This is a genomic window from Flavivirga aquatica (genome assembly GCF_001747085.1).
Classification (GTDB): Bacteria; Bacteroidota; Bacteroidia; order Flavobacteriales; family Flavobacteriaceae; genus Algibacter_C; species Algibacter_C aquatica.
The window spans coordinates 627,639-651,867 of sequence record NZ_MDJD01000034.1 but is presented as its reverse complement, the minus strand read 5'-3'; the positions used below and the strand labels follow the sequence as shown (position 1 = coordinate 651,867).

Genomic DNA, 24,229 nt, shown 5'->3' with positions numbered 1-24,229 from the left:
TAGTCTGGTAATTTAGCGATTGGGTATATTTATTCTCTTTCAATAGTTGTTAAACATTCTTATGTTAAAAAGTGAAATTTCACTTCTATCAAGAACCTTTTTCAATTATCTTCCAAAGAGCAATATTTACTTAATAGCTAAGTTTTTTGAAGCTGTTTTTTATACTAGTTAAAACACCTTCTAGAAGTTTAAAACAAAATATTGTAAAATTAAAATTAAAAATCCAAAAACATGGGATCATTTAGAGCAAGCCTAGAATTAGGTGGAAAAGAGTTTGACGTATTATATTCAGAATACGCATTTAGTAGAGACACAGACAAAAAAGGAAAAGTATCCTCTAACGTATACGGTGGTCGTGTAACCTTAGAAATTGAATCAACAGAAGATACCTCAGTAATCGAAGCTATGTTAAACTCACAGTTTAAATCTGTAGACGGAAAAATCGTTTACAAGAAAACAGAAGAAGACGCTAAGATGAAAGAAATAGAATTTAAAAACTCTTACTTAGTATACTACAAAGAAATTTTAGATGTAAACGGAGACGTACCAATGAAGTTACGTTTTACAGTATCTGCAGAGCAAATCCTAATAGGAAACGCCTCTATAGATAACCGTTGGCCAAAAGCCTAATACAAGTAACCGCTTATAAAAAAAGAAAAGTTTTTAATATAAAGAACCATTAGATTTTTTATGAGTATATAAAAAGCGGTTTCCAGAATACCTAGAGGTCTTTTAGAAACCGTTTTTTTATATTAATTATAACAACAAATAACCTAAATCTCCCCACCCTCAAAAGGAACTTTCATATAAACAACCTAACCCATGAACAACGTCACCTCCATATCCTTAGATGGGAAGCGATTAAAGAATTTTCAAAAATTAAAAATAAAAGAAAGTATAAATGAGCACGCCAAGTGTGTCCTAGATATAGATATCGCCCAACTCCAACCCAGAGGTTCGCATACTATAGATGCCGTAAAGGATTTATTAGGAAGACCTTTATTAGTCTCTTTTGAAGAAAATAAGGATATAGACCTCCTTTTTTTAGTAGTAGACATCTCTATAAAAAACAAACAAGGCCATGAAGGTATTTTTAGAATAAAAGGCGCCTCCAAAAGTATAAAACTAAGCGGTTTACCCTCTAACCGTTCTTGGCTTAATAAATCGCTAGAAAATATTGTAAAAGATGTTATTGAAGAAACAGGTATAGAAGCAGAGATAAAACCCCAATACAAAGGTAGTATTGAATATATGGTAAAATACCAAGAATCTAACTGGGATTTTATAAAAAGACTATCTAAAATATACTCAGAACCATTAGAGTATGATGGCGTTAAATTAGTTTTTGGCCCCAAACCCTTTGAAACTCCCTTGGAGTTAGAATACGGTAGAGAACTCTCTAATATTAAATTGGGTGTTAAAATACGAGCCGTTAACCATGCGGTATACAGTTACAATGCCGAAGAAGACGCCCTAAACGAATCTAAGGCAAAAAATAATATTGAAGGACTAAATGAGTTATCCATGTCCAGCTTAAATACATCATTAGAAATGTATCCAGGCTCAGCCATAGCTCATACAGAAGCGCGTACAAAAGACAAGAGTGAAGTCGACGACTATATCGCTAAAAAACAAGCCTCGGCCGCTGCAGATTTACACATACTTGAAGCCGATTGTAATGTACAAGGCTTAAAACTAGGTCGTATAATTAATGTAAAATCGGCATTAAACCAAGGTAGTTTAGGCGGTTTTGATGTAAAAAATTATGGCGAATACAAGATTATAGAAATAAAACATAAAGCCACAGGCGAAGGTACGTATCATTGTCATTTCAAGGCGATTCCAAGTGGTATTATTATTCTCCCCGAACCCAAAGTAGCCCCACCCAAAGCAAATGCACAGGTAGCTACCGTAATAAGTAACGAAGACCCTAAAGGTATGGGGCGCGTTAAAGTACAAATGGGCTGGCAAAAACATCAAGACACCACCTCTTGGATACGAGTGCTTTCTGGCGATTCAGGTAGCAGTAGTAACCATGAACAAAATAGAGGACATGTATTTATTCCCGAGGTTGGTGATCAAGTTATGGTGGGCTTTAGATATTCGGATCCACAAAGACCCTTTGTTTTAGGTAGTCTCTTTCATGGTAATAATGGTGCTGGTGGTGGTATAGATAATACAAAAAAAAGTATTATTACCCGCTCGGGACATGTTATAGAGTTTGATGATACAGAAAAAGCTGAATCTATCACAATAACTGACAAGAGCAAGAACATCATCTTTATCGATACGGCGAACAAGAATATTAAAATCTCAGCGCCAGAGACCATAGATATTGAGGCAAAGAACATTAATATGCGTGCAGAAGAGAAGATATACATACAAGCACAGCATATGGAAACTCAAGTTGGTGAAGATAAAGTTGTAGGCGTAGGCAATAATCTGGAAATCATTGCTGAGAGTAGTTATGAATTAAGTACTACAGAACATACTGAGACTATTGAGGGAAATAAAACGGTGGATATAAAGAGTAGTTTAGCTATGAGTAGCTCTGAAGCTGAAATTGTAGCAGAAAATGGAGATATTAACATTCAAGGTGCTGGAATAGCTACTGTACAAGGCGGACAGGATGTAAAAGTAAGTAAAGGGTAAAATTATGTTGACAGTAGAAGAGAAAGCTTATCCATATAGGTATAAAAGATTAAAAACCTCTGTAAATTATGAGTTAACTATTAAAGACTATACTAGAGAAAGTGCTAATGATAGCATAGAAAATAAATTTACGCAAAATATTGAAGTAGATTTTCATGGAGAGAATAAGGGATTTCAATTTCGAATAAAAGTATCGAATGAAAAATATGATGTAGATAAAAAGATAACATATCAAAAGAATTTTATCGAGCAATTAGCCACATTAACCCGAAATACTGATGTTTTAGTAAATAGTTTTGGAGATATTGTTGATGTTTCTAATTATAGAGAGATATTAGAAAAGTGGGATATACTAAAAACTCGAATAAAACAAAATAATAAAGGAGCTATAGTCGATGCTTATTTAAAACAAATTGAAAGCAATTTAAAGGATAAGGCATTCTTTATTAAAAATTTGAAACAGTACAGGTTATTTGGTTTGTTGTTCAATAATCTTTTAGATATTCCTTTTGATGATAAAAGGGGTAAGGTTAGGCAACGGACATTTGATCAAGCCATTAGAAGTATTCCTATAAGTATTAATGAAAAAATAAAACTTATAAAGGAAGGTAAAGAAACAAACTTACTTGATTATAAGGTGACAGGAAATTTGAATCCATTAGATAAGATAGAAGAGGAACGTATAAAAGCATATTTAAAACATTTTAATATGAAGGGTAGTAGTGTATATCTTGAAGAGTATTCGGGAGTATACAAAGTCAATAAATATACAGCTTGGACGGAAAGTGCTGATATATCATTAAAATTAACTAACGGGAGAGGATATCAGCGTAATGTGGAGTATAGGTTAAAAAAACTAAATTAAATATTATGGGTAAAGCATATGTATCGAATGGAGCAAAAATAGAATGCCAATTATGTACAAAACCTGAAGGTAAGCTAATGGTAACTTCAAATCAAATCAAAGTACAAGACAAATTATTTGCCAATGCTAAAGATAAGGAAAAGACTAATTTAATATTTCAAGGCAATTGTAAAAAAAGTCCTTGGCAAGCTTCACCATGTATTTCTGTTATAAAAACTGAGGAATGGAAAGATACTTCAGATACCATCATACAAGATGCTCAGGCTTTGACAGAAGCGTCAACTATAATGTGTGTTTATGGAGGTGTTCCTATAAAGATAACCGACCACTTACAAGTGAATGCGCCTATACAATTATTACCCATTATGGCTCCTGTTATAGTAGTTAGTACACCACAGGTTGTTGAAGTCTTAACTAAAGATAATAAGACTAAGACTAATTCAGGTAAGGTTGAAGAAAAAACGGATAGTTGTATTTAAATTATTTATATGAAAGATACACCAAATGAAATTATAGAAGAGGAAGTTTTTAACAACAAAGTTTGGCTAGAGGCAACTACGCTTAACATGCTACCTGGCGAAGTCGTTACTTTTACAATAGATGATAAAAGTGATAATAATGCAGACCCAGTGATAACGCAAACAACTGTAAATAAAGACGGAAAAGCTTTTGTGTTACTAGAGCTTAATAATGAAATAGAACATGATCAAAAAGTTATTACATCCATAGAAGACTCTGGTTATTTTAAAAAAGGTTGGTGGTCCATAGATGAAGCTGGCGAACAACCTATTACAAGAGCCGTGCCAGGTATGCATGTGTATTTTCATATAGAAACTACCATTTCTGATGGAGAACAAGTTTATGTTGAACTCTATGAAGATGATAATAACGAAAAAGAAGAAACTGGGAGAGGTGACAAAGATGAGCATCAAGCTTTAGTAAGTACAGTTACAAAGGAGCCTTCTAAATACAAAATAGTAAACAGAGGGAAAATTATAAAATCTATTATTCTGGATAATTTTGAAAGTTCTATTGATGAAGATGTTGATAAACAGATAGAACTCTATTTTAGATGTAGTTATAATAAAGAAAATGTTGAATTACCTTATAATTCAAATGATTACTTAGTGGTAGGGACATTGGTTATTGATCGTTATAAAATGCCCGGACTTAATGGTAGTGGTACAGACATCGCAAATGATTTAAGTTATGGTACAGGTAAGCCTAGATTATGCGAAAATGAAGATGATAAATTTGTAGCTTGTAAAATATACGATAACGGACAAGTGCCAAAGTTTAAAGTAGAATATGAAAGTAATGGGTTTGACGAAGAAAAACATGCGTTATTTACCAATAAAAAAGACTTACCCGTTGTGGAGTCTGTATTAAAAAAAACAAATGAGGATCAAGGTGAAGTGACAGAAGTATCTCCTAACAGATTTTCTGTAATTATTGAAGAAACTACTAGAGCAAAAATAGATAAAACATATGTAAAGACTTCCAAAGCAGACGATTATTATAGGCAATCAGAATACACTGCACAACAAGCTACTAGAAATTTAAAAGCAAAATATACTAAAGAAGAAATTGAAAATTTAGGAGATATGATGAAGGTGACTGTTAATACTGGAGAGTCGTATCTATGGCTAGATTTTAAAATTATGGAAGGCTTAATGGTTTGGGGTAAATTGAGTAGTGTATTAGACCAAATGATAGCAAAATTTAGAAGTAATACAGGCGGTATTTTTGAAAATATGACATTGACAAATTCCGTAAAAAATAATCCAAGCACCAAAAATTACTGTAGGTATGTTGAGAATTACATTGCCGAAAAGATTAAACAAGAAACCTTTCAAAATATAACAAAAATAGAAGATAAAGAACCTGATTTTGAAGAAAAAGATGAAAAAAATAGTTTGAGGAGAAAAAAAGATAAAATAAAAGGAAAAAATATTATAAGCGACAAACTTAAGTTACCTGTTTCTTTTACACGTCCTAGCTTTACTTATAAAAACAATAACAATTTACTAGAAGGTAGGACTTTAGCAATCAACGATATTTGGGCAACCGAAGTTATTTTAAAAGAACTTAGAAATAAAGAAGAAAATTATACTGTAAAATACCAGGTAACTCTTTGGGATAATTTTGGATTAGATAAACCCGATATGCAAAAATTCTTTTATCATGGCGCTGGTTTTAGAGCTTGGTTTGTTTTACAACATATATATGGGTACAAACCATTTGTGACAAAAATTACTTTTGAAAAAGAATTTAAAGGTAATATCAAGGAAGGAAGAGAAGAACGATTAAAGAAACAAAAAATTAAAGAGGAAGAGCTAACACCAGCACAAAAGCGTGATTGGAATAAAGCAACTAGCCCATTACCTTCAGGGTCTAAATGGTAAATTTATGAGAAAACTATTAATTTTAATGCTATTAAGCATAGTTTTGGGCTGTAAAACGAAACAAGACCCCATTAATTTTATGTTATTAGAAAAACACAGCGGTAAAACTCCTATAACATATAAAGTTGTAGATGGAAAAGTAAAAGACATATACATATACATAGAAACTTATCTAGTTGATAATTTACCGAAAAGGAATAAAGATGTATTTATAGATGATAATGTATATAATATACAGTTAAATTTTTTTAAAAATAATAATGAAATCTGTCTGTTGGAGGATGATATTAATAGTTATATTATGGGGTTTTATAGACGCTCTCCTTGTACCGAATACTTTATTGATAATTATGAAGACCGTACAGGTATATCTCAAACTACATTTAGTGATTGTGAAGATGATATTGAGTTTGTCTTTAATTACGAACGTAACAAAAAGAACCCTAATATGTGGACAAATAATGAAATTACAAAGTATTGGGGAGAAAAGTATTCAGATACAATCTATTGCATATCAGGTAGAAAGAAAGTAAAGTTACCAGATATGCCACATAATTAATTAAAAAAGTGTTTAAAGATATAATAACCGATGGTAGAGAGGAATGTTTTAGAAAATCGAGGAAAAGTTAGATAAAAAGAAATAGCAACGTATATAATAGTTAAATGTGAGAATGATACAACCAAATTTGTTTAGGAGTTTTATTTTTTTAGAGATTTCTATATTAAAAATAAAAACACTTCATATTTTATAAATCATAAAGAAGACTCAGAAGATTAGTTTCGTTATGAATTAGACAATTATAAAAAAGATAGGATAGCTATATTTTACGCTACAATTGATGAAAAAACTCAAGAATAATTATAAATTATAGGTAATCTCATTTTTTATGGTAAAAAGCATAATTTATATCAAACAGATATTATCCACATAAAGGTGAAATAATATAACTAAAAACAAAGAGAAAAGTAAATAACTAGGATTAAAGCAACGAACTCGTTGCCTTCAGTACCAAAATGGTAGTATTTATGAGAGCAATATTAATTTTTATATTATTAATTATAGTTTTTAGTTGTAAAACTAAAGAAAAACCTATTCACTTTATGTTTTTAGAAAAACATAGTGGAAAAACAACTTCATCATATAAGAATAATAAACATATATATTTATATGTAGAAAGTTATCTAATAGATAATTTACCAGAAGATGAAAAAAAGGGATTTAATAAAGAAAGATATGATTTAGAATATAATTTTTTTAAAAAGAATAATAAAATATGCAAATTAGAAGATGATATTACATTATATCATACGCGATTTTATAAAAAAACATTATGTTCGGAGAAATATATTAATAAAAAAAATGATTATACAGGGGTTTCACGATCTGTAATTTATGAAGAATGTGAAGATGACACAGAATATGACTTTTATTATAAAAGAAATGAAGAGAATCCTAATATGTGGATATTATATCAAAATCTTTGGGGTAAACAATACCACGATACTATTTATTGTGATCCAAATATAAAGAAAGTAAATCTATTAGATATGTGAAACAGGTAGTGGTTAGCTCATATTACAACATTTAAAGAGAAAGATAACCTTTGAATGTGATTTTAAAGTAGACTTAAGCATAGGAAAAGTAAAGAAGAAAAACTAAAAAAACAGAAAATGAGTGTAACATTAATAAAGGAACTTGAAATTTTAATTTCTGCACATGACACTGAAGCAAGTACTAACCTTTGCTTAGTAGATTGTTTAGCAAAATATTATCGTTTTAATCCCAATGCTTCTCAAGGAGGTGATTACTCTAAAAATGTAGGTGAAAAATATATAAAACGTGAAGATTGGAAAGCACGTTGCCCTGTAATTGAAAAAGGGCGTTCCTTTGAACCTTATTTAGAGATAGATCCTAAATTTGCTCAAGAAGATAATGATAATACCACCATACCACAACTCCAGTCTACATTTTTTGGAATAGCATTACATCATGCCGGAAATACGGGTTATAAAACACCCTTAGAAGTACAAAACCTTCATATAGATGAAAAAGATCGGGCAGATATTGGTTATCATTTTGCAATTGGGTTAGATGGAAAGGTATATGAAGGCCGTCCCATTGGAGTAAAAGGTTCTCATCTATCCAAATATAATACAGGTGTTATAGGTATTGTCTTTTTAGGTGATTTTGATCATCAATGGTATGAACCTGACGATAATATGACACGCGATGCCATACGTTCAGCTATGTTACTTATTATTGCATTAAAAGAACAATTTACTAATATTGTAGCCTTAGGAGGACATAAAGAATGGAAACACAATTCGGCTAGATTTTGTCCAGGAGATCACGGCATGGAATATGTAAAAGGCTTGAGGAATGTTTTAAAAGATAATACTACCAATTTACCTATATTTTTATCCCCCAAAGAAGCAGGACATGGTGAAGAAGAAAAACCACTTACATCTGCTCAAAAGCGTCAATATGATAACGCAATACATCCTTTGCCACCAGGACCAAAATGGTAAAATTGATAAAATTTTTAAATTAAAAGAATCATGGCTAATAAAAAAAATAAGACAAAGATATATGCAATTTCAATACTTGTATTTAGTCTTTTCTTTTGGTTTTTTACTGGAGTGTATCAAGACACTGAGTTTAGTGATAAATATTGGTTTATAAAACACAAACCAAGTATACATTGGTATTTTAGGATTAATGATGAAGATTGGGAACGTTATGAAGCTCTTACAAAGCAAGAACAAGAAAAACTAGATAGATATGATGAGTTTGTTAACAACAAACTTTTCTCACTATAACAATTTAATTTTATGGCATTTAAAATAAAAGTAATCAATACAGGATTACGTAATTATGCAGACTATAATGCGCTTCTAAGAAGGCAAGCGCGTATTGGGCAAGCAACATCTACAGTAATAGCAAACGATGGGAGTAGTGAAAAAAAGAAAAAAGGCAGTTATTATCCAAATAAAGTAGAGGGGGCTACAGAAATAGAAGCCTACAAGGGAGCTGTCTATGAAGTGACAGATTTTTTACTATACAGAGGGAAAGAAGAAAACGAGGAAGACCTCAAAAAAGACAAAACTCAACTAAAGTGGATATTCCATATGCCAGATGTTGAAATAAAAAACAATCTTTTAAACTATTTTGAGCTTAGTAATGGGGTTGGAGGGCAAGCAAAAATACAGGAAGACAGTAAAACCGATTTTATGGACATTGCCGACCCTAAGAAACGTACTGAAGCCATAATGCGCCATGGTATTACTTATATAAAGATTGAAGGAGATGAAAAAAAACAAAAAACAAAACTCACCGTAAAATTCTCCAAATGGTTAGATGGATATAAAGTACATATTGAAGCCTATCGCCGTAATCCAGATGTAAAGAAAAAAGCTAGTGGAGCTACAGTAGCTACTACAGTAAAAGCAAAACCAGAAATAATAAAAGGCTATTGGGTAAACGATAAGCGAGAAGAAATAACCAATAAAACAGTAGGCTATAAAGACACGGTGTATATGTGTCTAAAAACTTTAGGTATGGCAGGACGTATAGTTACTACAGCACTATGGGAAGAAGGTATAACTTTTATGGGAAGTACCAATAGTAATGATGAAACTATATGTATGAATGAAAACATAGAGTGGAAACTTACAGAGCGCCTTAGTTACAAAAAGCTAGAAATACCAGACCAAAATACCGAAGAATACAAAAAACAACGTGAAGGTATCTGGGAAACAGATCCTTTAGAACTTTATTTTAAAATACCTAATGAAAAAGAAATTACTGGTTATAAGCCCAAGTTTGGGCAATTACTGTATTTAACTACTAAAGAAGGCATAAACGATGCTTACTTTGCAAAACAAATAAAGCGAAAAATTATAAAAGATGGTACAGTAAAGCCTAAAGCTGAAAAGCCAAAAACGCATACTGTACAGCGTAACGAAACTCTATCTCTTATAGCTCCAAAATATAGCATACATTGGAAAAAAGACCTAGCAGCCCATAATAATATAAATGCTCCTTGGGCACTTACTGTAGGTCAGGTATTAAAACTACCTAGTAATGCTGTAATACCCGAACAAAATACTAGTACTAGTGCCTCGCAAGAAGAAGCTCAACCTCAAGAAGTACAACAAGAAACAGTTTACGAGCGTATAGATACGGCTAACCTAGGTAGCGAAGTATACATAGTAGTTGAGACTGCTAACCTACATGGTAAAAAAGTAAACATTGAGGTGTTTGATAATGAGAGATTACTAGCCAATAATAGAGATACAGCTATTACAGTACTAAAAGACGATACCGAAGTGACCAAGCTAGAAAATATTATCATAGACGATACGGGTAAAGCAAAAATAAAAGTAAAACTACGAAAAAAGAGTGATGAAGATTATGAAAAGCAAAAAGATAAGTTTAAAGTAAAGAATATTTATAGTAACAACAATACAGGTCAAGAAGAAGAGTTGTGCTCAGATGATCAGTTAATAAAAAATTGCCCTAATGACTATACATTGGTAAAAGAAGGTAGCCTTATAATATCTAAACTATTTTTAAAAATAGAGTGTACTGGAAATGATAAAACGCATAAAAAAGAATTTTTAGATGGTGAGGAGTTTGAGGTGAAAAATAGTAAAGACCCAAATATAATTTATATTGTTAGAAAATGGGAAAAATGGGTTAGTAAAAATTCAAAAAGTGCAACTTTTGGAGAGTTTACATTTGATGATTTATCAGGTTATATTTGCGAGCCTTATGGAGAAGAAACAACTAAGAGTGGTTTAGATAAAAGAATTCCTGTTGGGAAATATAATATTAAATGGCACGTTACAACAAAATATAATAAGAAAAAATATACAAAAAATAGTAAGTATGGAAAAAAATTCAATCTAGATTTTGATGAATTAAGCAAAGGTTTTATTTGTTTGTATAATGAAAAGGTGTCTAAGTCAAGAGCTATTTTGATGCATGCGGGGACAGATGGTCGCTGGTCAGAAGGTTGTATTTTACCCGGAAAAACTTTGGATAGAACAAAAAACACAAAAAATATTGATATGAAAGAATCTGTTGAAACTTTATACGATATTCTTGGTAAAATTGAAGAAAAAGGAATTAATAATATTAAAATAGTTATTACAGATGAAATTGATTAATTTAATTCTTTTAGTTTTTTTAATTTCTTGTTCATCAAACAGCCAGCATGTTTGTGAAAAAGATAGCGTTCTTGATAGTTTTTTAAACACAGATATATCTTATTCTATTGATAAAGATAATGTTGATTTGACCAGTGTCTTTGAATATAATCAAGTAACTTATTTAGGTTTTATAGGAGAAAGTAAAAAGAAAATAGATTTTTATATTACTTATATTGAAAGAGACCCTAGAAACCCTCTCCGTTATTTTGTTGAAGGGAAAACAAAAATTTATTCTGAAAAATCAAAGTTTTTTAAAGGAGATTTTTTATTAGACAAGCAGTATGAGTTTTCTGAAAAATTAGATGAAGATATATCTTATACTGATGAAATTCTAAAACAAGGTTTTTCAGTATTAAATTATGAATTAAAAGAAGATAACAAGTTGCAAAACACAGGGGTTTATAAAGGAAAAGTACTTGTGTCATGGTATGTAGATACGTTAAACAAGACAAATTATGATGATACATTAGATTATTATTCAAGCTATTCTAATTGTCAATTTTTCGGTTCTTGGACTAATTATGAAACAGAAAAAGAAGTTTTAACAGCATGGGGGCAATATAGAATTCCATGCTCAGGTGATTTAGATATAGGAGCTTCTGAATTTTCGCCTAATCCAAAATATTACAGTCAAGGATGGGAGTCCTATCGTTTAGATGTAGAAAGTTATCAAGAGAATCTAAAATACACTATTGAAAAATATAAAATAGCGATAATTAATGATTCTGACGGATATACTAATCTTCGAAAAGAGCCTAATTCTAAATCTGAAGTTGTAAGTAAAATTATAGATAAGGAGTATTTTTTTTACGCTCCTGTTGAGGGGGTGGAATGGAGTAATGTTAAAACATTAAAAAAAGAAGAAGGGTATGTTCATAATAGTAGAATAAAAGATATACAAAATGATGAATTAATTTCAGTTTCCATATTTGATCATGATATGGAAAGCACTAAGGATACAATTATCAATATATCATCATTTACTGATTCTGCAACATTTTTGATTAACGATTTCAATTATAAAAAAATAGAAGGGAAGCATCTAAATGACAGTTTAATTATCTTTTTAGATAACAAATCAAAGATTAAAATATCAAAAGGATTGTTTAAAGCAAAAAACAGTAAAATTGAGTATGAAGATGATTTTATTTCTTTAATAAATGGAGAAAAGCCTTGGGGAGTTGAAAATAATATTCCTAAATATTATGTTAGTAATATAGCTATTAATAATAAAGTCATTTCAAAAAATGAAACTCAAAACTTATTTCAACCTAATTTAGATTATATTAAAGTTTTTAAAAAGGAAGAGAAATATATTGTTTGGATGTTAAATGGAAATGGTGCAGGTGCATATAATGTTGTTTTTATTATAGAAAAAAACAATGTTTTAAAACGTTTTATATATCTTCCTTTTTAGTCTTTTTATTTTTAAGGGGTTATATAAATATATCTGTTGTGACTTGGATAGATTCAAATGGAAAAAAATGAATAATACTGAAAAAAAAGCGTACCACCATCATCATTTACATGCTGGGAAATTAGATAATAATAAAATAATTAGAAAATGAAAAAATTAACATTTCAATCTTTATTAGTTCTTTTAATGTTAATTTCAGTTTCTTGTAAAACAAAAAAATCAAATCAAATAGAGGGAGTTTCTTTGCTAAAATTACCTATTGATTTTTCATTTTCTATAAATAGCATAAAATTAGAAGGCTTAATTTTTTCTAACGAAAAAGAGGAGTTAAACAAAAAAATAGAAGAAACTTTTTCTTTTAAGCAAAAGGCTAATTTGATTATAGAGAAGGAGTTGTGTTTAAAATATAAGGAAAAATGCCAGCTTTATTTTAATTCATTTGAATATTCTAAAACACATAAAATTGACATAAATAATAATTTTGATTTATTTTTGGTTACAACACAATATAATGAATATCTAACTTTAGTATCCATAAAAAACAATCAAGTTCTAGATGTTTTAAATGTTTATTTAGACTATTTAGATATGGAAGGACAAGAATCAATTTTCAGAAGTTTTACCATAGAGAAAGACTTGAGCATAAAGATTTATAATTATATTTATTATGAACCTATTGGAGAAGTTTTTGATGAACCTGAAAACATAGAAGAACCCAGTATTGTGTATCCACAAGCTAAACTTAAAATGAGTTTATACGAAATAAATAAAGATGGAATATTTATAGAAAAATAGTTGTCACAATACATATAGTTAAGTAAATTAAAATACTCTTCTTGTCATAGTAGTTTGAAAATTATCTGCGTGTAATAGATTTTTATTTATCTAAAAGGGTAATATAAAAAATAAATAAAACTATGAAAAAACTCATTTTATTTTTTATTATTATAATATTTTCTTGTACTAATAAAGTAAGAAAGAATAATGATAAAATTGCTAATAATGAAATAATTAATAATATATCTGAAAACTTAAATGATACATTAGTCAAGAAAAATAAATTAGATAGTTCTTTTAGTTTTTTATGTGAGAATATTGATTTTGATAGAAGTATTGAGGAAACCAATTCGATTAGGCATATAATGATATCAACTAAAGATATCCAAATAAAATTAACGACATTTTTTGAGCATGAATACACATACCTCCTTTGGAAAGACAATCCACCCATTATAACTGAATATAGATTTACCCGTGAAATAGAAGAAAATGATATTATTCTTTTTAAATGTGATAAGGATTATATTATGGCAATGTATTCTTCTTCTGAAGAGTTTAATGTATATGAATTAATCAAACTATCTCACGAAGGAGTAGCGGAAACATTAGAAATATACTCTTATGATACAGTGAAAGAAGGTAAAGAGTTCTCTTATTCTCTTAAAAAAAACAAGGATAATTTTACTTTAATATCAAAAGGAATTAATAATAAACTTTTGAATATTTATGACGATGTATATGAGGGTGAAAATATGCTGGTTAAAGAAGCTTTTCCTATAACAGAAACTTATTTGAATATTAGATCTGCACCAAATACACAAGACTCTGAAATAATTAGTAAAGCCTATAGTAATGACAAGCTCTTTGTTTTGGGAGATCTAGGGGAATGGTCAATTATTTATTTAAACGGAATTTACGGTTATGTGAGTAATGAATTTATTAAAGAATAAAAAGGCAAGTTTGAAGAGGATAAGGTAGCTAAGTTGCTTTTAAAAATTACTTGTAAAAGCACGGATAAGAATCATGAAAAAGAGTTTTTAAATGATGATAGGTAAGACAGATTTGTTTAAAAATAATAAAGTGTTGGATGGAAAGGAATTGATTCAGTCAGACAGAATAAATTGAATGATGCACTATTTAAATTCGGATGGAAAAGTATGTTGTCTCAAAAGTATGGAGAAAAGAAAGATAAACTCTTAAATCATTGTAAAAATGATAAGAATAATGATCGTTTACATATACAATCATATAAACCAAATTATAAAGAAAAAAAAGAATGAAAAAGTTAAATTAAGAAATAATAAAATTATATTTTTTATAAACAACAAAGGAATTCCTTATGATGAAAACGGTGTAACATTATCAATATCAAAGCGAGTTGCTAGTAAAAATGATTCTATAATTCTTAAATTTTCAAATGATTTTATTGAGATAATAGAAAAAGAAATATTAGTCTTAAACCTCAAAGTAATGAGGTTATTTCAAATAAAAATATTGAATATCCGTAATTACTAATAATTGATTAAAAATGCTTATTTTGTTAAAAAAACAAGTCATGAATATTTTTAGTTTTACCGCCCATTTTGATAGTGAAGAAGCTTGTCGTACTCATTTTAAGCAAGAAAGAGATAAGATAGGAGTTAAATGCCAGCGTTGTGGTCATACTCATCACTATTGGATAAAGGCTGTTTGGAGCTATGAGTGCAAATCTTGTAGAGCCCGTACATCTTTGAGAAGTGGTACTATTATGCAAAATTCTAATCTATCTTTTATGATATGGTATAAGACAATGTTTTTGATGACTACTACCAAGAAAGGATTTTCTTCTAAAGAAATCCAGAAACAGCTTGGTTTAAAAAGGTATGAACCTGTCTGGGCGATGGTTCATAAACTTCGTAAAGCAATGGGTAACAGAGATGCCCGCTATACTTTAGAAGGTATGATTGAAATGGATGAAGGTTATTTTACGGTCGAATCTTCTGAAATAGAGCAACAAAAAGGAAAAAGAGGTCGTGGTGCAGTAGGAAAGCAAAACGTAATGATAATGGCAGAATCCACTCCCTTAGAAGACCCGAAAACCAACAAGAAGGATCGCCAATGTCGCTACTTTAAAGCCAAAGTGCTGACAGATCATAAGGCTGATGGTGTAAATGATACTGTTAAAGAGTCTTTAGACGAACAAAGCATTGTTTTTACTGATAAAAGTACTTCATATGTTGATATTGCTGATTTTGTAGAACTACATATTAGTGAAAAATCAGATAAACAAACTACTAAAGAGACCTTGAAATGGGTACATATTACCATAAGCAATGCCAAACGAAACTTACTTGGAAATTATCACAAAATTAAAGGCAAATACCTACAACTCTACCTAAACGAATTTGTTTACAAACTCAATCGAAGATATTTTGAGGAAAAACTATTCGATAGACTAGTAATAGCTGGAATTACTGGATTATGAGTAAAAACGGATATTCAAATAAAAATATAATAAGAAAGAAAAAAGAAAATAAAATTTGTATGTCTGATGGATTTATTACTGTTGTAAACAAAAATAACTACTTTACAATAGAGTAGCAGAATTGTAATAATAAACAGTCAGATTTGGAGATTGAATTTATAAAAATAAAAGATAGAGCTTAATGAAATTACTATTATATATTATATTATTGTGTACTACAAGTTGTAAGAAAAACGAGAGGAGTCAATCCGTTAATAAAGTTACAAATATAGAATTAACAGACTCTTTGATTTGTAGTGTTAACTATAAAGAAAATCAAATTTATTTAAAATATGATAATACTAATAAGGTGTTAAATATTGAGGAGCTTAACTTTATAATGAATGAGTTAAGTGATGTAAAGATTGATTGTGTAAATGACAAAATTATTATTAAGTATTATGAAAAAATTGGAAATCAATATATTCAAACGTCTCATATTTTAGATAAAAAAGATAATAAATTACTATTATCAAAAATATATCGATTTGAATCTAGCAGGAATGGAGTAAATCTTTTTGGAGCAATACTAGAGAACGAAATAAATGATTATACAGGAGTAGAACCTAATGTAAAAACAGTTAACATCTACAGTTTTAGTGGGTTTAAGGAAGAACTCACACCAACAATAAATGAATATTTTGATAATATTACTTTTCTATTTAAGAACAAGAATTACGAAGAATTAAGTTTATGGGCAGATACTTTAGTAGTTTCTCATATAATTGATATTGTAGCAATTAATGAATCTAATGTCTCTATGTATAATGATATTGCTTATTATTTAGAACAATCAAAAGCTTGTGGTGCTGCAATTTTTTTATTAAAAAAAATAATTGTAAAATTTCCAAATCGTTTAGTAGCTTATATAAATTTAGGAGATGCATATTGGAGTATAGGAGATAATAAAAAAGCTAAAAATGCTTATAAAAAATATTTTGAGCTAATGAAATCCAAAGAAAAAGAAAGTAAAATTCCTAAACGTGTCTTTGATAGATTGTAAATAAAGAGATAGAAAATCACTTTTTGTTTTTTTGTTGATTATATATATAAGTAAGTATTGTTTTTTATTATAGAAAAAAACAATGTTTTAAAACGTTTTATATATCTTCCTTTTTAGTCTTTTTATTTTTAAGGGGTTATATAAATATATCTGTTGTGACTTGGATAGATTCAAATGGAAAAAAATGAATAATACTGAAAAAAAAGCGTACCACCATCATCATTTACATGTTGGGAAATTAGATAATAATAAAATAATTAGAAAATGAAAAAATTAACATTTCAATCTTTATTAGTTCTTTTAATGTTAATTTCAGTTTCTTGTAAAACAAAAAAATCAAATCAAATAGAGGGAGTTTCTTTGCTAAAATTACCTATTGATTTTTCATTTTCTATAAATAGCATAAAATTAGAAGGCTTAATTTTTTCTTTTAAGCAAAAGGCTAATTTGAGTATAGAGAAGGAGTTGTGTTTGAAATATAAGGAAAAATGCCAGATAGTTTAAACTATTCTAAAGACGATGTTGTTATAAAATATGTGTTTTCAAATACTAAAAGAAGATATACGAGCCCAGGACCTCTTGCAGGTTTTATAGGTGCTTTAGCTAATTATGGTAAAGAAATAAAAACAACAGGGAGTTGTTTTAAGGAGGGTTCTTGCTTTCCTAGTTCTGAACATGTAAATGGGGTAAGCGTAGATACTATTTACAAATGGATAAAAACGGAAGATCAAAAAATAATTAATGCAATGAAAAAATTTCATTTTACAGAAAGACTCGTTGGAAATAAAAAATATTTTAACGGTTTTAAAAACTCTTCAGATGGAGGAAGTTTGCATAACACTCATTTACATTCTGGATTATTTGATGACGGTAAAATTAAAATTGTAAATAGATGATTCATACTAACACTAAAATCTTATTAATTATGTTTATGAGCGTTCTTTCGTGTAAGAACACGTCTCATAATGCCCGTAAGAATTTTATCGAAAATACCCAAAGTAGTGTATTACTTACCGGGGATTCCTTAATATCAGATAAACACTTTATAGAAAAGATTGATTCAACATGTTTAATCACTAATGGTTACTATGGGAGAACAGATGCAGAAATTAAAAATTATAAAAAAAAATGTGCTTATTATGAAATTAAATTTTCTTATGAAGAATTAAACCCTATTGAGAATAAAGTTATTCAAAATTTCGGAGATATAGATTACATCATTAATAGTTCTAGTAAAGCATCAGATGCTGATGATTTCACTATTAAAAATTTAATCTTGAAAAAAAATAATGTAATAACGGATTCAATAAGAGTATATAGTTATGAGAATTATATTGAAGCTTTAGCTCAAAAAAATGAATACTTTTATTTAAAAGATAATTATTTATGGGTATTAAAATTTAATGAAGATGAGGATGGTATAAATGTTGAAAATTGGAGTAAGTATAAAATTGATAACATGGGAAAAATAGTGTCTTTAGAATAAAGCAGTATAATGAAAAAGAACAGTAAAATACTTGTTGGAATTATAACTATAGTCTTTGTTATACTTATAACACATCTATTTTCTACTGAAGAAAAAAGTTGTTTTTATAACAGTTATGATAATCAGTCTGGAATTACTACATTAGACTGGACGAAAAGTTGAGAGAATATATTTGCTAGTTATTAATTTAGCAATGTCCCTGAAATCTATATGAAAACGAAATCACAAAGAAAAAAAAGATGAAAAAGTTAATGTTTTTGTTAGGTTTATTTATAATATATTCTTGTCAAATTAAGTCTCAAAATGGAACAAATCATATAGTAAAAGAGTTGTTAATTAGTGCATCAGAATTTGATGATACTAAATCAACGCATAGAGATTTTAGTGTAAAAAAAAGAAAAAAAGACACTGTAAAAGTTGAATTAAGAAATAATAAAGTTTTTTTTGTTATAAACAACAAAGGAATTCCTTATGATGAAAACCGTGTAACTTATTTACTAGATTCAAAACGTACTTTAATTAATGTAAAAGAGTATGAAAATGAATACTATTTATTAATGCGAATCAAGGGTAGATATTATACAAAAAACAAGTCTAAACTATTGAATTTCAATACATTGAATCTGTTTAAGTTGTTAATCTTCAGTATCTTAATAGTCAATTTTAACAAGATTATTTTGGATACAAATATCAATAATAAGGATTTTAGGTTAGTGAAAATTTATGACTATATATGTGAGAAGTTTGAAGAAAGTTTACAATTTGAGTGTGAGCGTAACCTCTAAATATGCTTTCTTTCCCATACATAAATATACAAAACATATACGGCATTATATAACTAATATTGGTGTAAAAACTTATTTCAACCTAGTTTAGATTTATACTAAAGTTTTTAAAAAGGAGGAGAAGTATATTATTTGGATGTTAAATGGAGATGGTGCAGGTGCGTATAGTGTTGTTTTTATTATTGAAAAAAATAATGTTTTAAAACGTTTTATATATCTTCCTTTTTTAGTTATTTGAATATCCGTTTTTACTCATAATCCAGTAATTCCAGCTATTACTAGTCTATCGAATAGTTTTTCCTCAAAATATCTTCGATTGAGTTTGTAAACAAATTCGTTTAGGTAGAGTTGTAGGTATTTGCCTTTAATTTTGTGATAATTTCCAAGTAAGTTTCGTTTGGCATTGCTTATGGTAATATGTACCCATTTCAAGGTCTCTTTAGTAGTTTGTTTATCTGATTTTTCACTAATATGTAGTTCTACAAAATCAGCAATATCAACATATGAAGTACTTTTATCAGTAAAAACAATGCTTTGTTCGTCTAAAGACTCTTTAACAGTATCATTTACACCATCAGCCTTATGATCTGTCAGCACTTTGGCTTTAAAGTAGCGACATTGGCGATCCTTCTTGTTGGTTTTCGGGTCTTCTAAGGGAGTGGATTCTGCCATTATCATTACGTTTTGCTTTCCTACTGCACCACGACCTCTTTTTCCTTTTTGTTGCTCTATTTCAGAAGATTCGACCGTAAAATAACCTTCATCCATTTCAATCATACCTTCTAAAGTATAGCGGGCATCTCTGTTACCCATTGCTTTACGAAGTTTATGAACCATCGCCCAGACAGGTTCATACCTTTTTAAACCAAGCTGTTTCTGGATTTCTTTAGAAGAAAATCCTTTCTTGGTAGTAGTCATCAAAAACATTGTCTTATACCATATCATAAAAGATAGATTAGAATTTTGCATAATAGTACCACTTCTCAAAGATGTACGGGCTCTACAAGATTTGCACTCATAGCTCCAAACAGCCTTTATCCAATAGTGATGAGTATGACCACAACGCTGGCATTTAACTCCTATCTTATCTCTTTCTTGCTTAAAATGAGTACGACAAGCTTCTTCACTATCAAAATGGGCGGTAAAACTAAAAATATTCATGACTTGTTTTTTTAACAAAATAAGCATTTTTAATCAATTATTAGTAATTACGGATATTCAAATTTAGTTATCAGAGAGGGGGAACTCTGTTGGTTGTTTCAATTCCTTTAGGAGGAGCTACATAAGAATTATATAAAGGAGTTTAGATCTGGGAAACTTACAAGAAAAGCATACGAAAAAACTCGAAGTTTTTAAAAACTTCGAGTTTTTTCATTTTAATGAACTTATTAAAAACTATTTTTTATTTTTTTTATGCTTTTTAATTTTTCCATTCTGTTTGTAATAATAGTAATTATCGTCATTGTTGTGAGATGAATCGTTATGATGCCTATTTTTATGAAAATGATTTACAGTACAAGATTGTGCTCCACAAAAATTACAATAAGTACTATGTCTTTTTACTTCTCCATAGGTTTTTATAATTTCACCCCAATGGTTATAATAAACTTTTAATCCACCAACTTGGTTTAAAGTCTTGTGACGTCCTCTATTGTAATTTATGTATACTGATCCTGCTCGTTTAATCTTTCCTGATCTATCGTAGTTTAAGTATACATTACCAATGCGTCTTACTTTTCCATATCTATCACGAAATATTGAAATACCTTTATTAGAGTGATAGTTATTATATTGAATTCTTTTATTTTTAGATTTATGAGTTTTATTTATGTGACCTCGTCTAGATTGACGTCTATAATATACATCATCATAAAGATTATCGTTTATATTGGTGTTAAAATCAAAACTTCCGTCAGGAAAAATTAAAAATTCTATACCTCTCTCAATAAACATAATGGGTTGAGCATAACGATAACGATTAGTGGTGTCTGTATTATTTTTTGTTTTTTGATTATTTAATTCTGTTGCTGATGCAGTTGTTAACCCTATTAACAAACCTGCAAATAAAAGTATTATTCTTTTCATAATATAGGATTTTACATTTTGCCTACTCTTTAGCTTTTCGGCTTACGCTATTACTGAAAATGTTTTCAATTTGCGTGCCAAAAATGTAATTATCTATACTGTAGTGTATTGTGGTGTTTTTTAGTTGGGTGTAAAGAGGATTTATAGAATTTCTTAGTGCATTATAGAGGTGGAATAGTGTGAAATGTATCTTTTATTTCACACTATTAGGTATTTTATTTTTAGTCCGTCTATATTTTATCAGCTAAATATTTCCCTGTTTCTGAGGCTTTAACTTTAACGATCTCTTCTGGAGTACCAGTAGCTACTAAATTACCGCCTTTTTCGCCTCCAGTAGGTCCTAAGTCTATAATATGATCGGCGCACTTAATAAGGTCTAAATTATGTTCTACAACTATTATAGAGTGTCCTTTTTCTATTAAGGCGTTAAACGATTTTAATAATTTTTGAATATCATGAAAATGAAGACCAGTAGTAGGTTCATCAAAAATAAAAAGAGCTTTGTCTTTATTGTTTCCTTTTCCTAAAAAAGTTGCTAGTTTAATACGTTGTGCTTCACCACCAGATAGAGTAGAAGAGCTTTGTCCTAGTGTTACATACCCTAAGCCAACATCTTGTAGTGGTTGTAGTTTGTTTTTTATTCTAGTTTCATTATTAGCTTCGAAAAAACTAATAGCGTCGTCGATAGTTGAATTTAAAATATCATCAATGTTTTTACCAGCAAAAGTAACTTCGAGCACTTCTTTTTTAAAGCGTTTGCCTTTGCAGGTTTCGCATTCCAGATGCACATCTGCCATGAATTGCATTTCAATAGTCACTTCACCTTCGCCTTTACAGGTTTCGCAGCGTCCACCATCGACATTAAATGAGAAATGTTTAGCTTGATAATTTCTTATTTTACTAAGTTTTTGACTAGCGAAAAGTGATCTAATATCATCGTAAGCTTTTATGTATGTTACGGGATTTGAGCGTGAGGATCTACCTATAGGGTTTTGATCAACAAACTCAATATGTTTGATGTTACTAAAATTACCTCCTAATTCGGTAAATTGCCCTGGTTTGTCTCCAAAACCTGTTAATTTTTTTTGTAAAGCAGGAAATAAAATCTTTTTTACTAAGGTACTTTTTCCACTTCCAGAAACACCGGTAATTACAGTTAGCATACCTAGAGGGAATCTAACATCAATATTTTTTAAATTATTCTCGCGAGCTCCGGTAATATCTATATGGTATTTTGAAGTTCTACGTGTTTTGGGTATTTCGATTTTTAAGGTCTCATTTAAATATTGAGCAGTTAGAGAATCTGATGCTAATATATCTGTATAAGTTCCTTGTGCAACTACATGACCTCCAAAAGTTCCTGCTTCTGGTCCAATATCGATAATACTATCTGCAGCTTTCATAATGTCTTCATCATGTTCTACTACAATAACTGTATTGCCTAAGTCTCTTAAAGATTGTAAAACAGATATTAAACGCTCTGTGTCTTTTGGGTGAAGGCCAATACTGGGTTCGTCTAGAATATACATTGAGCCTACTAAGCTACTCCCTAGAGAGGTTGCTAAATTGATACGTTGACTTTCTCCACCAGATAAGGTGTTTGATTTTCTATTTAAAGTTAAATAATCAAGTCCTACGTTTGCTAAAAAAGAAAGTCTATTATTTATTTCTTTTAATAATCTATTAGCTATTTGGGTATCGTAATCATTCAGTTTTAATGTTTTAAAGAAATCAGTTAGTTGGTCTAAAGGCATTTCAACTAAATCTGTAATGGTTGCACCTGCAATTTTCACATAGTTAGCCTCAATTCTTAAGCGTTTACCATCGCAAGTTTTACATGTTGTTTTACCGCGATATCTGGATAGCATAACTCTATTCTGAATTTTATAGGCTTTGGCTTCTAATTCTGCGAAAAAGGAATTTAATCCTTCAAAATGCTTATTTCCATTCCATATAAGTTGTTTTTGAGCACTACTTAATTCAAAATAAGGTTTATGAATAGGGAAATCAAATTTATGCGAGTTGTTAACTAATTGGTCTTTATACCAGCTCATACTTTCTCCTCGCCAAGGGAAAATAGCATTCTCGTAAATAGAAAGTCCAGTATTTGGGATTACTAAATCGTCATCAATTCCAATAATATCGCCATAACCTTCACATTTTGGGCAAGCACCGTATGGATTATTAAAGCTGAATAAGTGAATATTGGGTTCTAAGAAAGTAATATTATCTAATTCAAATTTATTACTAAAATGACGTACTTTACTTGTGTTTAAATTTTCGGTAAAACATTCTCCTTTACCTTCAAAAAAAGCTGTTTGTACGGCATCTGCTAATCGATTTAAAAAATCTTCATCATGTTTAATAATAATTCTGTCTACTACTAAGAGAATAGTATCGTTATTATTAATTGTATCTATTTCATCTATTCTAAAAACAGTATCATTAACTTTAACCCTAGCGTAACCTTGCTGTTGTAAAGCTTTTAATTTGTCTTCTATAGTTCTGCCTTCTTCTAAATAGATAGGAGCGAGAAGCAATAGTTTTTCTCGTTCTGGAAATGTTTTTAAATAATCTAAAACATCTGTAACGGTATCTTTCTTTACTTCATTGTTAGAAATAGGCGAGTAGGTTTTACCAATTCTAGCAAATAATAATTTTAAATAATCATATATTTCTGTAGTAGTACCAACAGTAGATCTTGGATTGGTAGAATTAACCTTTTGTTCTATAGCAATAGCTGGAGCTATGCCTTTAATGTAATCGACTTTTGGTTTATTGAGTCTTCCTAAAAACTGTCTAGCATAACTTGATAGGCTTTCTACATAACGTCTTTGGCCTTCTGCATAAAGTGTATCGAAAGCTAAACTAGACTTTCCAGAACCAGATAAACCCGTAATAACTACTAATTTATTTCTAGGAATGATTACATCGATGTTTTTTAGATTATGCAGTTTAGCACCTTTTATGATGATATTTTCTTTCGGGTTTACTTCGGAAATAGTAGTATTCATAGGCTTTTAAAAAGAATAAT

The 24,229-nt window shown here is 29.5% G+C and carries 22 protein-coding genes; 19 read left to right on the top strand and 3 right to left on the bottom strand.

What is annotated here, in order from left to right:
* Nucleotides 1-231 precede the first annotated feature (231 nt).
* From tssD to A8C32_RS21075, 19 genes are all read left to right on the top strand, one after another.
* Nucleotides 232-630 carry a type VI secretion system tube protein TssD gene (gene tssD, locus A8C32_RS08965; RefSeq protein ID WP_069830085.1) on the top strand — a complete coding sequence of 133 codons (399 nt, stop codon included), beginning with the start codon at nucleotides 232-234 and terminating at the stop codon, nucleotides 628-630.
* 192 nt (nucleotides 631-822) lie between these two features.
* Nucleotides 823-2,652: a type VI secretion system Vgr family protein gene (locus tag A8C32_RS08960; RefSeq protein ID WP_069830084.1), complete on the top strand. Its 1,830-nt coding sequence runs from the start codon at nucleotides 823-825 to the stop codon at nucleotides 2,650-2,652.
* A 4-nt stretch (nucleotides 2,653-2,656) separates the two neighbouring features.
* Nucleotides 2,657-3,517, top strand: a complete 861-nt coding sequence (locus tag A8C32_RS08955; protein ID WP_069830083.1) for a hypothetical protein — start codon at nucleotides 2,657-2,659, stop codon at nucleotides 3,515-3,517.
* A gap of 5 nt (nucleotides 3,518-3,522) precedes the next feature.
* Nucleotides 3,523-3,996, top strand: a complete 474-nt coding sequence (locus A8C32_RS08950; RefSeq protein ID WP_069830082.1) for a DUF4280 domain-containing protein — start codon at nucleotides 3,523-3,525, stop codon at nucleotides 3,994-3,996.
* Between the two features lie 9 nt (nucleotides 3,997-4,005).
* Nucleotides 4,006-5,922, top strand: a complete 1,917-nt coding sequence (locus A8C32_RS08945) for a DUF3289 family protein (RefSeq protein ID WP_069830081.1) — start codon at nucleotides 4,006-4,008, stop codon at nucleotides 5,920-5,922.
* Between the two features lie 4 nt (nucleotides 5,923-5,926).
* Nucleotides 5,927-6,481, top strand: a complete 555-nt coding sequence (locus A8C32_RS08940) for a hypothetical protein (protein WP_123803367.1) — start codon at nucleotides 5,927-5,929, stop codon at nucleotides 6,479-6,481.
* Between the two features lie 467 nt (nucleotides 6,482-6,948).
* Nucleotides 6,949-7,476 (top strand): hypothetical protein, encoded by a 528-nt coding sequence (locus A8C32_RS08935; protein WP_069830079.1) that lies wholly within the window; start codon nucleotides 6,949-6,951, stop codon nucleotides 7,474-7,476.
* A gap of 117 nt (nucleotides 7,477-7,593) precedes the next feature.
* Complete coding sequence (locus A8C32_RS08930; RefSeq protein WP_069830078.1) at nucleotides 7,594-8,451, top strand: N-acetylmuramoyl-L-alanine amidase; 858 nt, start codon at nucleotides 7,594-7,596, stop codon at nucleotides 8,449-8,451.
* Between the two features lie 30 nt (nucleotides 8,452-8,481).
* Nucleotides 8,482-8,742: a hypothetical protein gene (locus A8C32_RS08925; protein ID WP_069830077.1), complete on the top strand. Its 261-nt coding sequence runs from the start codon at nucleotides 8,482-8,484 to the stop codon at nucleotides 8,740-8,742.
* A 12-nt stretch (nucleotides 8,743-8,754) separates the two neighbouring features.
* Nucleotides 8,755-11,094, top strand: a complete 2,340-nt coding sequence (locus tag A8C32_RS08920; protein WP_069830076.1) for a DUF5675 family protein — start codon at nucleotides 8,755-8,757, stop codon at nucleotides 11,092-11,094.
* A complete protein-coding gene (locus A8C32_RS08915; RefSeq protein WP_069830075.1) occupies nucleotides 11,081-12,553 on the top strand; it encodes an SH3 domain-containing protein in 1,473 nt (490 codons plus the stop codon). Before A8C32_RS08920 ends, A8C32_RS08915 begins: the two co-directional genes overlap by 14 nt.
* A 147-nt stretch (nucleotides 12,554-12,700) precedes the next feature.
* On the top strand, nucleotides 12,701-13,348 hold the full coding sequence (locus A8C32_RS08910; RefSeq protein WP_069830074.1) for a hypothetical protein: 648 nt from the start codon (nucleotides 12,701-12,703) through the stop codon (nucleotides 13,346-13,348).
* A gap of 122 nt (nucleotides 13,349-13,470) precedes the next feature.
* Nucleotides 13,471-14,283, top strand: a complete 813-nt coding sequence (locus A8C32_RS08905; protein ID WP_069830073.1) for an SH3 domain-containing protein — start codon at nucleotides 13,471-13,473, stop codon at nucleotides 14,281-14,283.
* A 605-nt stretch (nucleotides 14,284-14,888) separates the two neighbouring features.
* Complete coding sequence (locus A8C32_RS08895; protein ID WP_069828596.1) at nucleotides 14,889-15,797, top strand: IS1595-like element ISAlg2 family transposase; 909 nt, start codon at nucleotides 14,889-14,891, stop codon at nucleotides 15,795-15,797.
* Nucleotides 15,798-15,978: 181 nt separating this feature from the next.
* On the top strand, nucleotides 15,979-16,839 hold the full coding sequence (locus tag A8C32_RS08890) for a tetratricopeptide repeat protein (RefSeq protein WP_069830071.1): 861 nt from the start codon (nucleotides 15,979-15,981) through the stop codon (nucleotides 16,837-16,839).
* Between the two features lie 264 nt (nucleotides 16,840-17,103).
* On the top strand, nucleotides 17,104-17,343 hold the full coding sequence (locus A8C32_RS20915; protein ID WP_069830070.1) for a hypothetical protein: 240 nt from the start codon (nucleotides 17,104-17,106) through the stop codon (nucleotides 17,341-17,343).
* Nucleotides 17,328-17,735 (top strand): hypothetical protein, encoded by a 408-nt coding sequence (locus A8C32_RS08880; protein ID WP_069830069.1) that lies wholly within the window; start codon nucleotides 17,328-17,330, stop codon nucleotides 17,733-17,735. The genes A8C32_RS20915 and A8C32_RS08880 overlap by 16 nt, the downstream gene beginning before the upstream one ends.
* Nucleotides 17,732-18,325, top strand: coding sequence for a hypothetical protein (locus tag A8C32_RS08875; RefSeq protein WP_069830068.1), 594 nt, complete (start codon nucleotides 17,732-17,734; stop codon nucleotides 18,323-18,325). The genes A8C32_RS08880 and A8C32_RS08875 overlap by 4 nt, the downstream gene beginning before the upstream one ends.
* A 239-nt stretch (nucleotides 18,326-18,564) precedes the next feature.
* A complete protein-coding gene (locus tag A8C32_RS21075; protein WP_069830067.1) occupies nucleotides 18,565-19,110 on the top strand; it encodes a hypothetical protein in 546 nt (181 codons plus the stop codon).
* Nucleotides 19,111-19,362: 252 nt separating this feature from the next.
* Here A8C32_RS21075 and A8C32_RS08865 read toward each other — a convergent pair whose 3' ends face one another.
* The 3 genes from A8C32_RS08865 to uvrA form a co-directional block, all read right to left on the bottom strand.
* Nucleotides 19,363-20,271, bottom strand: coding sequence for an IS1595-like element ISAlg2 family transposase (locus A8C32_RS08865; protein WP_069828596.1), 909 nt, complete (start codon nucleotides 20,269-20,271; stop codon nucleotides 19,363-19,365).
* A gap of 234 nt (nucleotides 20,272-20,505) precedes the next feature.
* Nucleotides 20,506-21,195: a hypothetical protein gene (locus tag A8C32_RS08860; RefSeq protein ID WP_069830066.1), complete on the bottom strand. Its 690-nt coding sequence runs from the start codon at nucleotides 21,193-21,195 to the stop codon at nucleotides 20,506-20,508.
* A 230-nt stretch (nucleotides 21,196-21,425) separates the two neighbouring features.
* Nucleotides 21,426-24,209, bottom strand: coding sequence for an excinuclease ABC subunit UvrA (gene uvrA, locus A8C32_RS08855; protein ID WP_069830065.1), 2,784 nt, complete (start codon nucleotides 24,207-24,209; stop codon nucleotides 21,426-21,428).
* Nucleotides 24,210-24,229 lie beyond the last annotated feature (20 nt).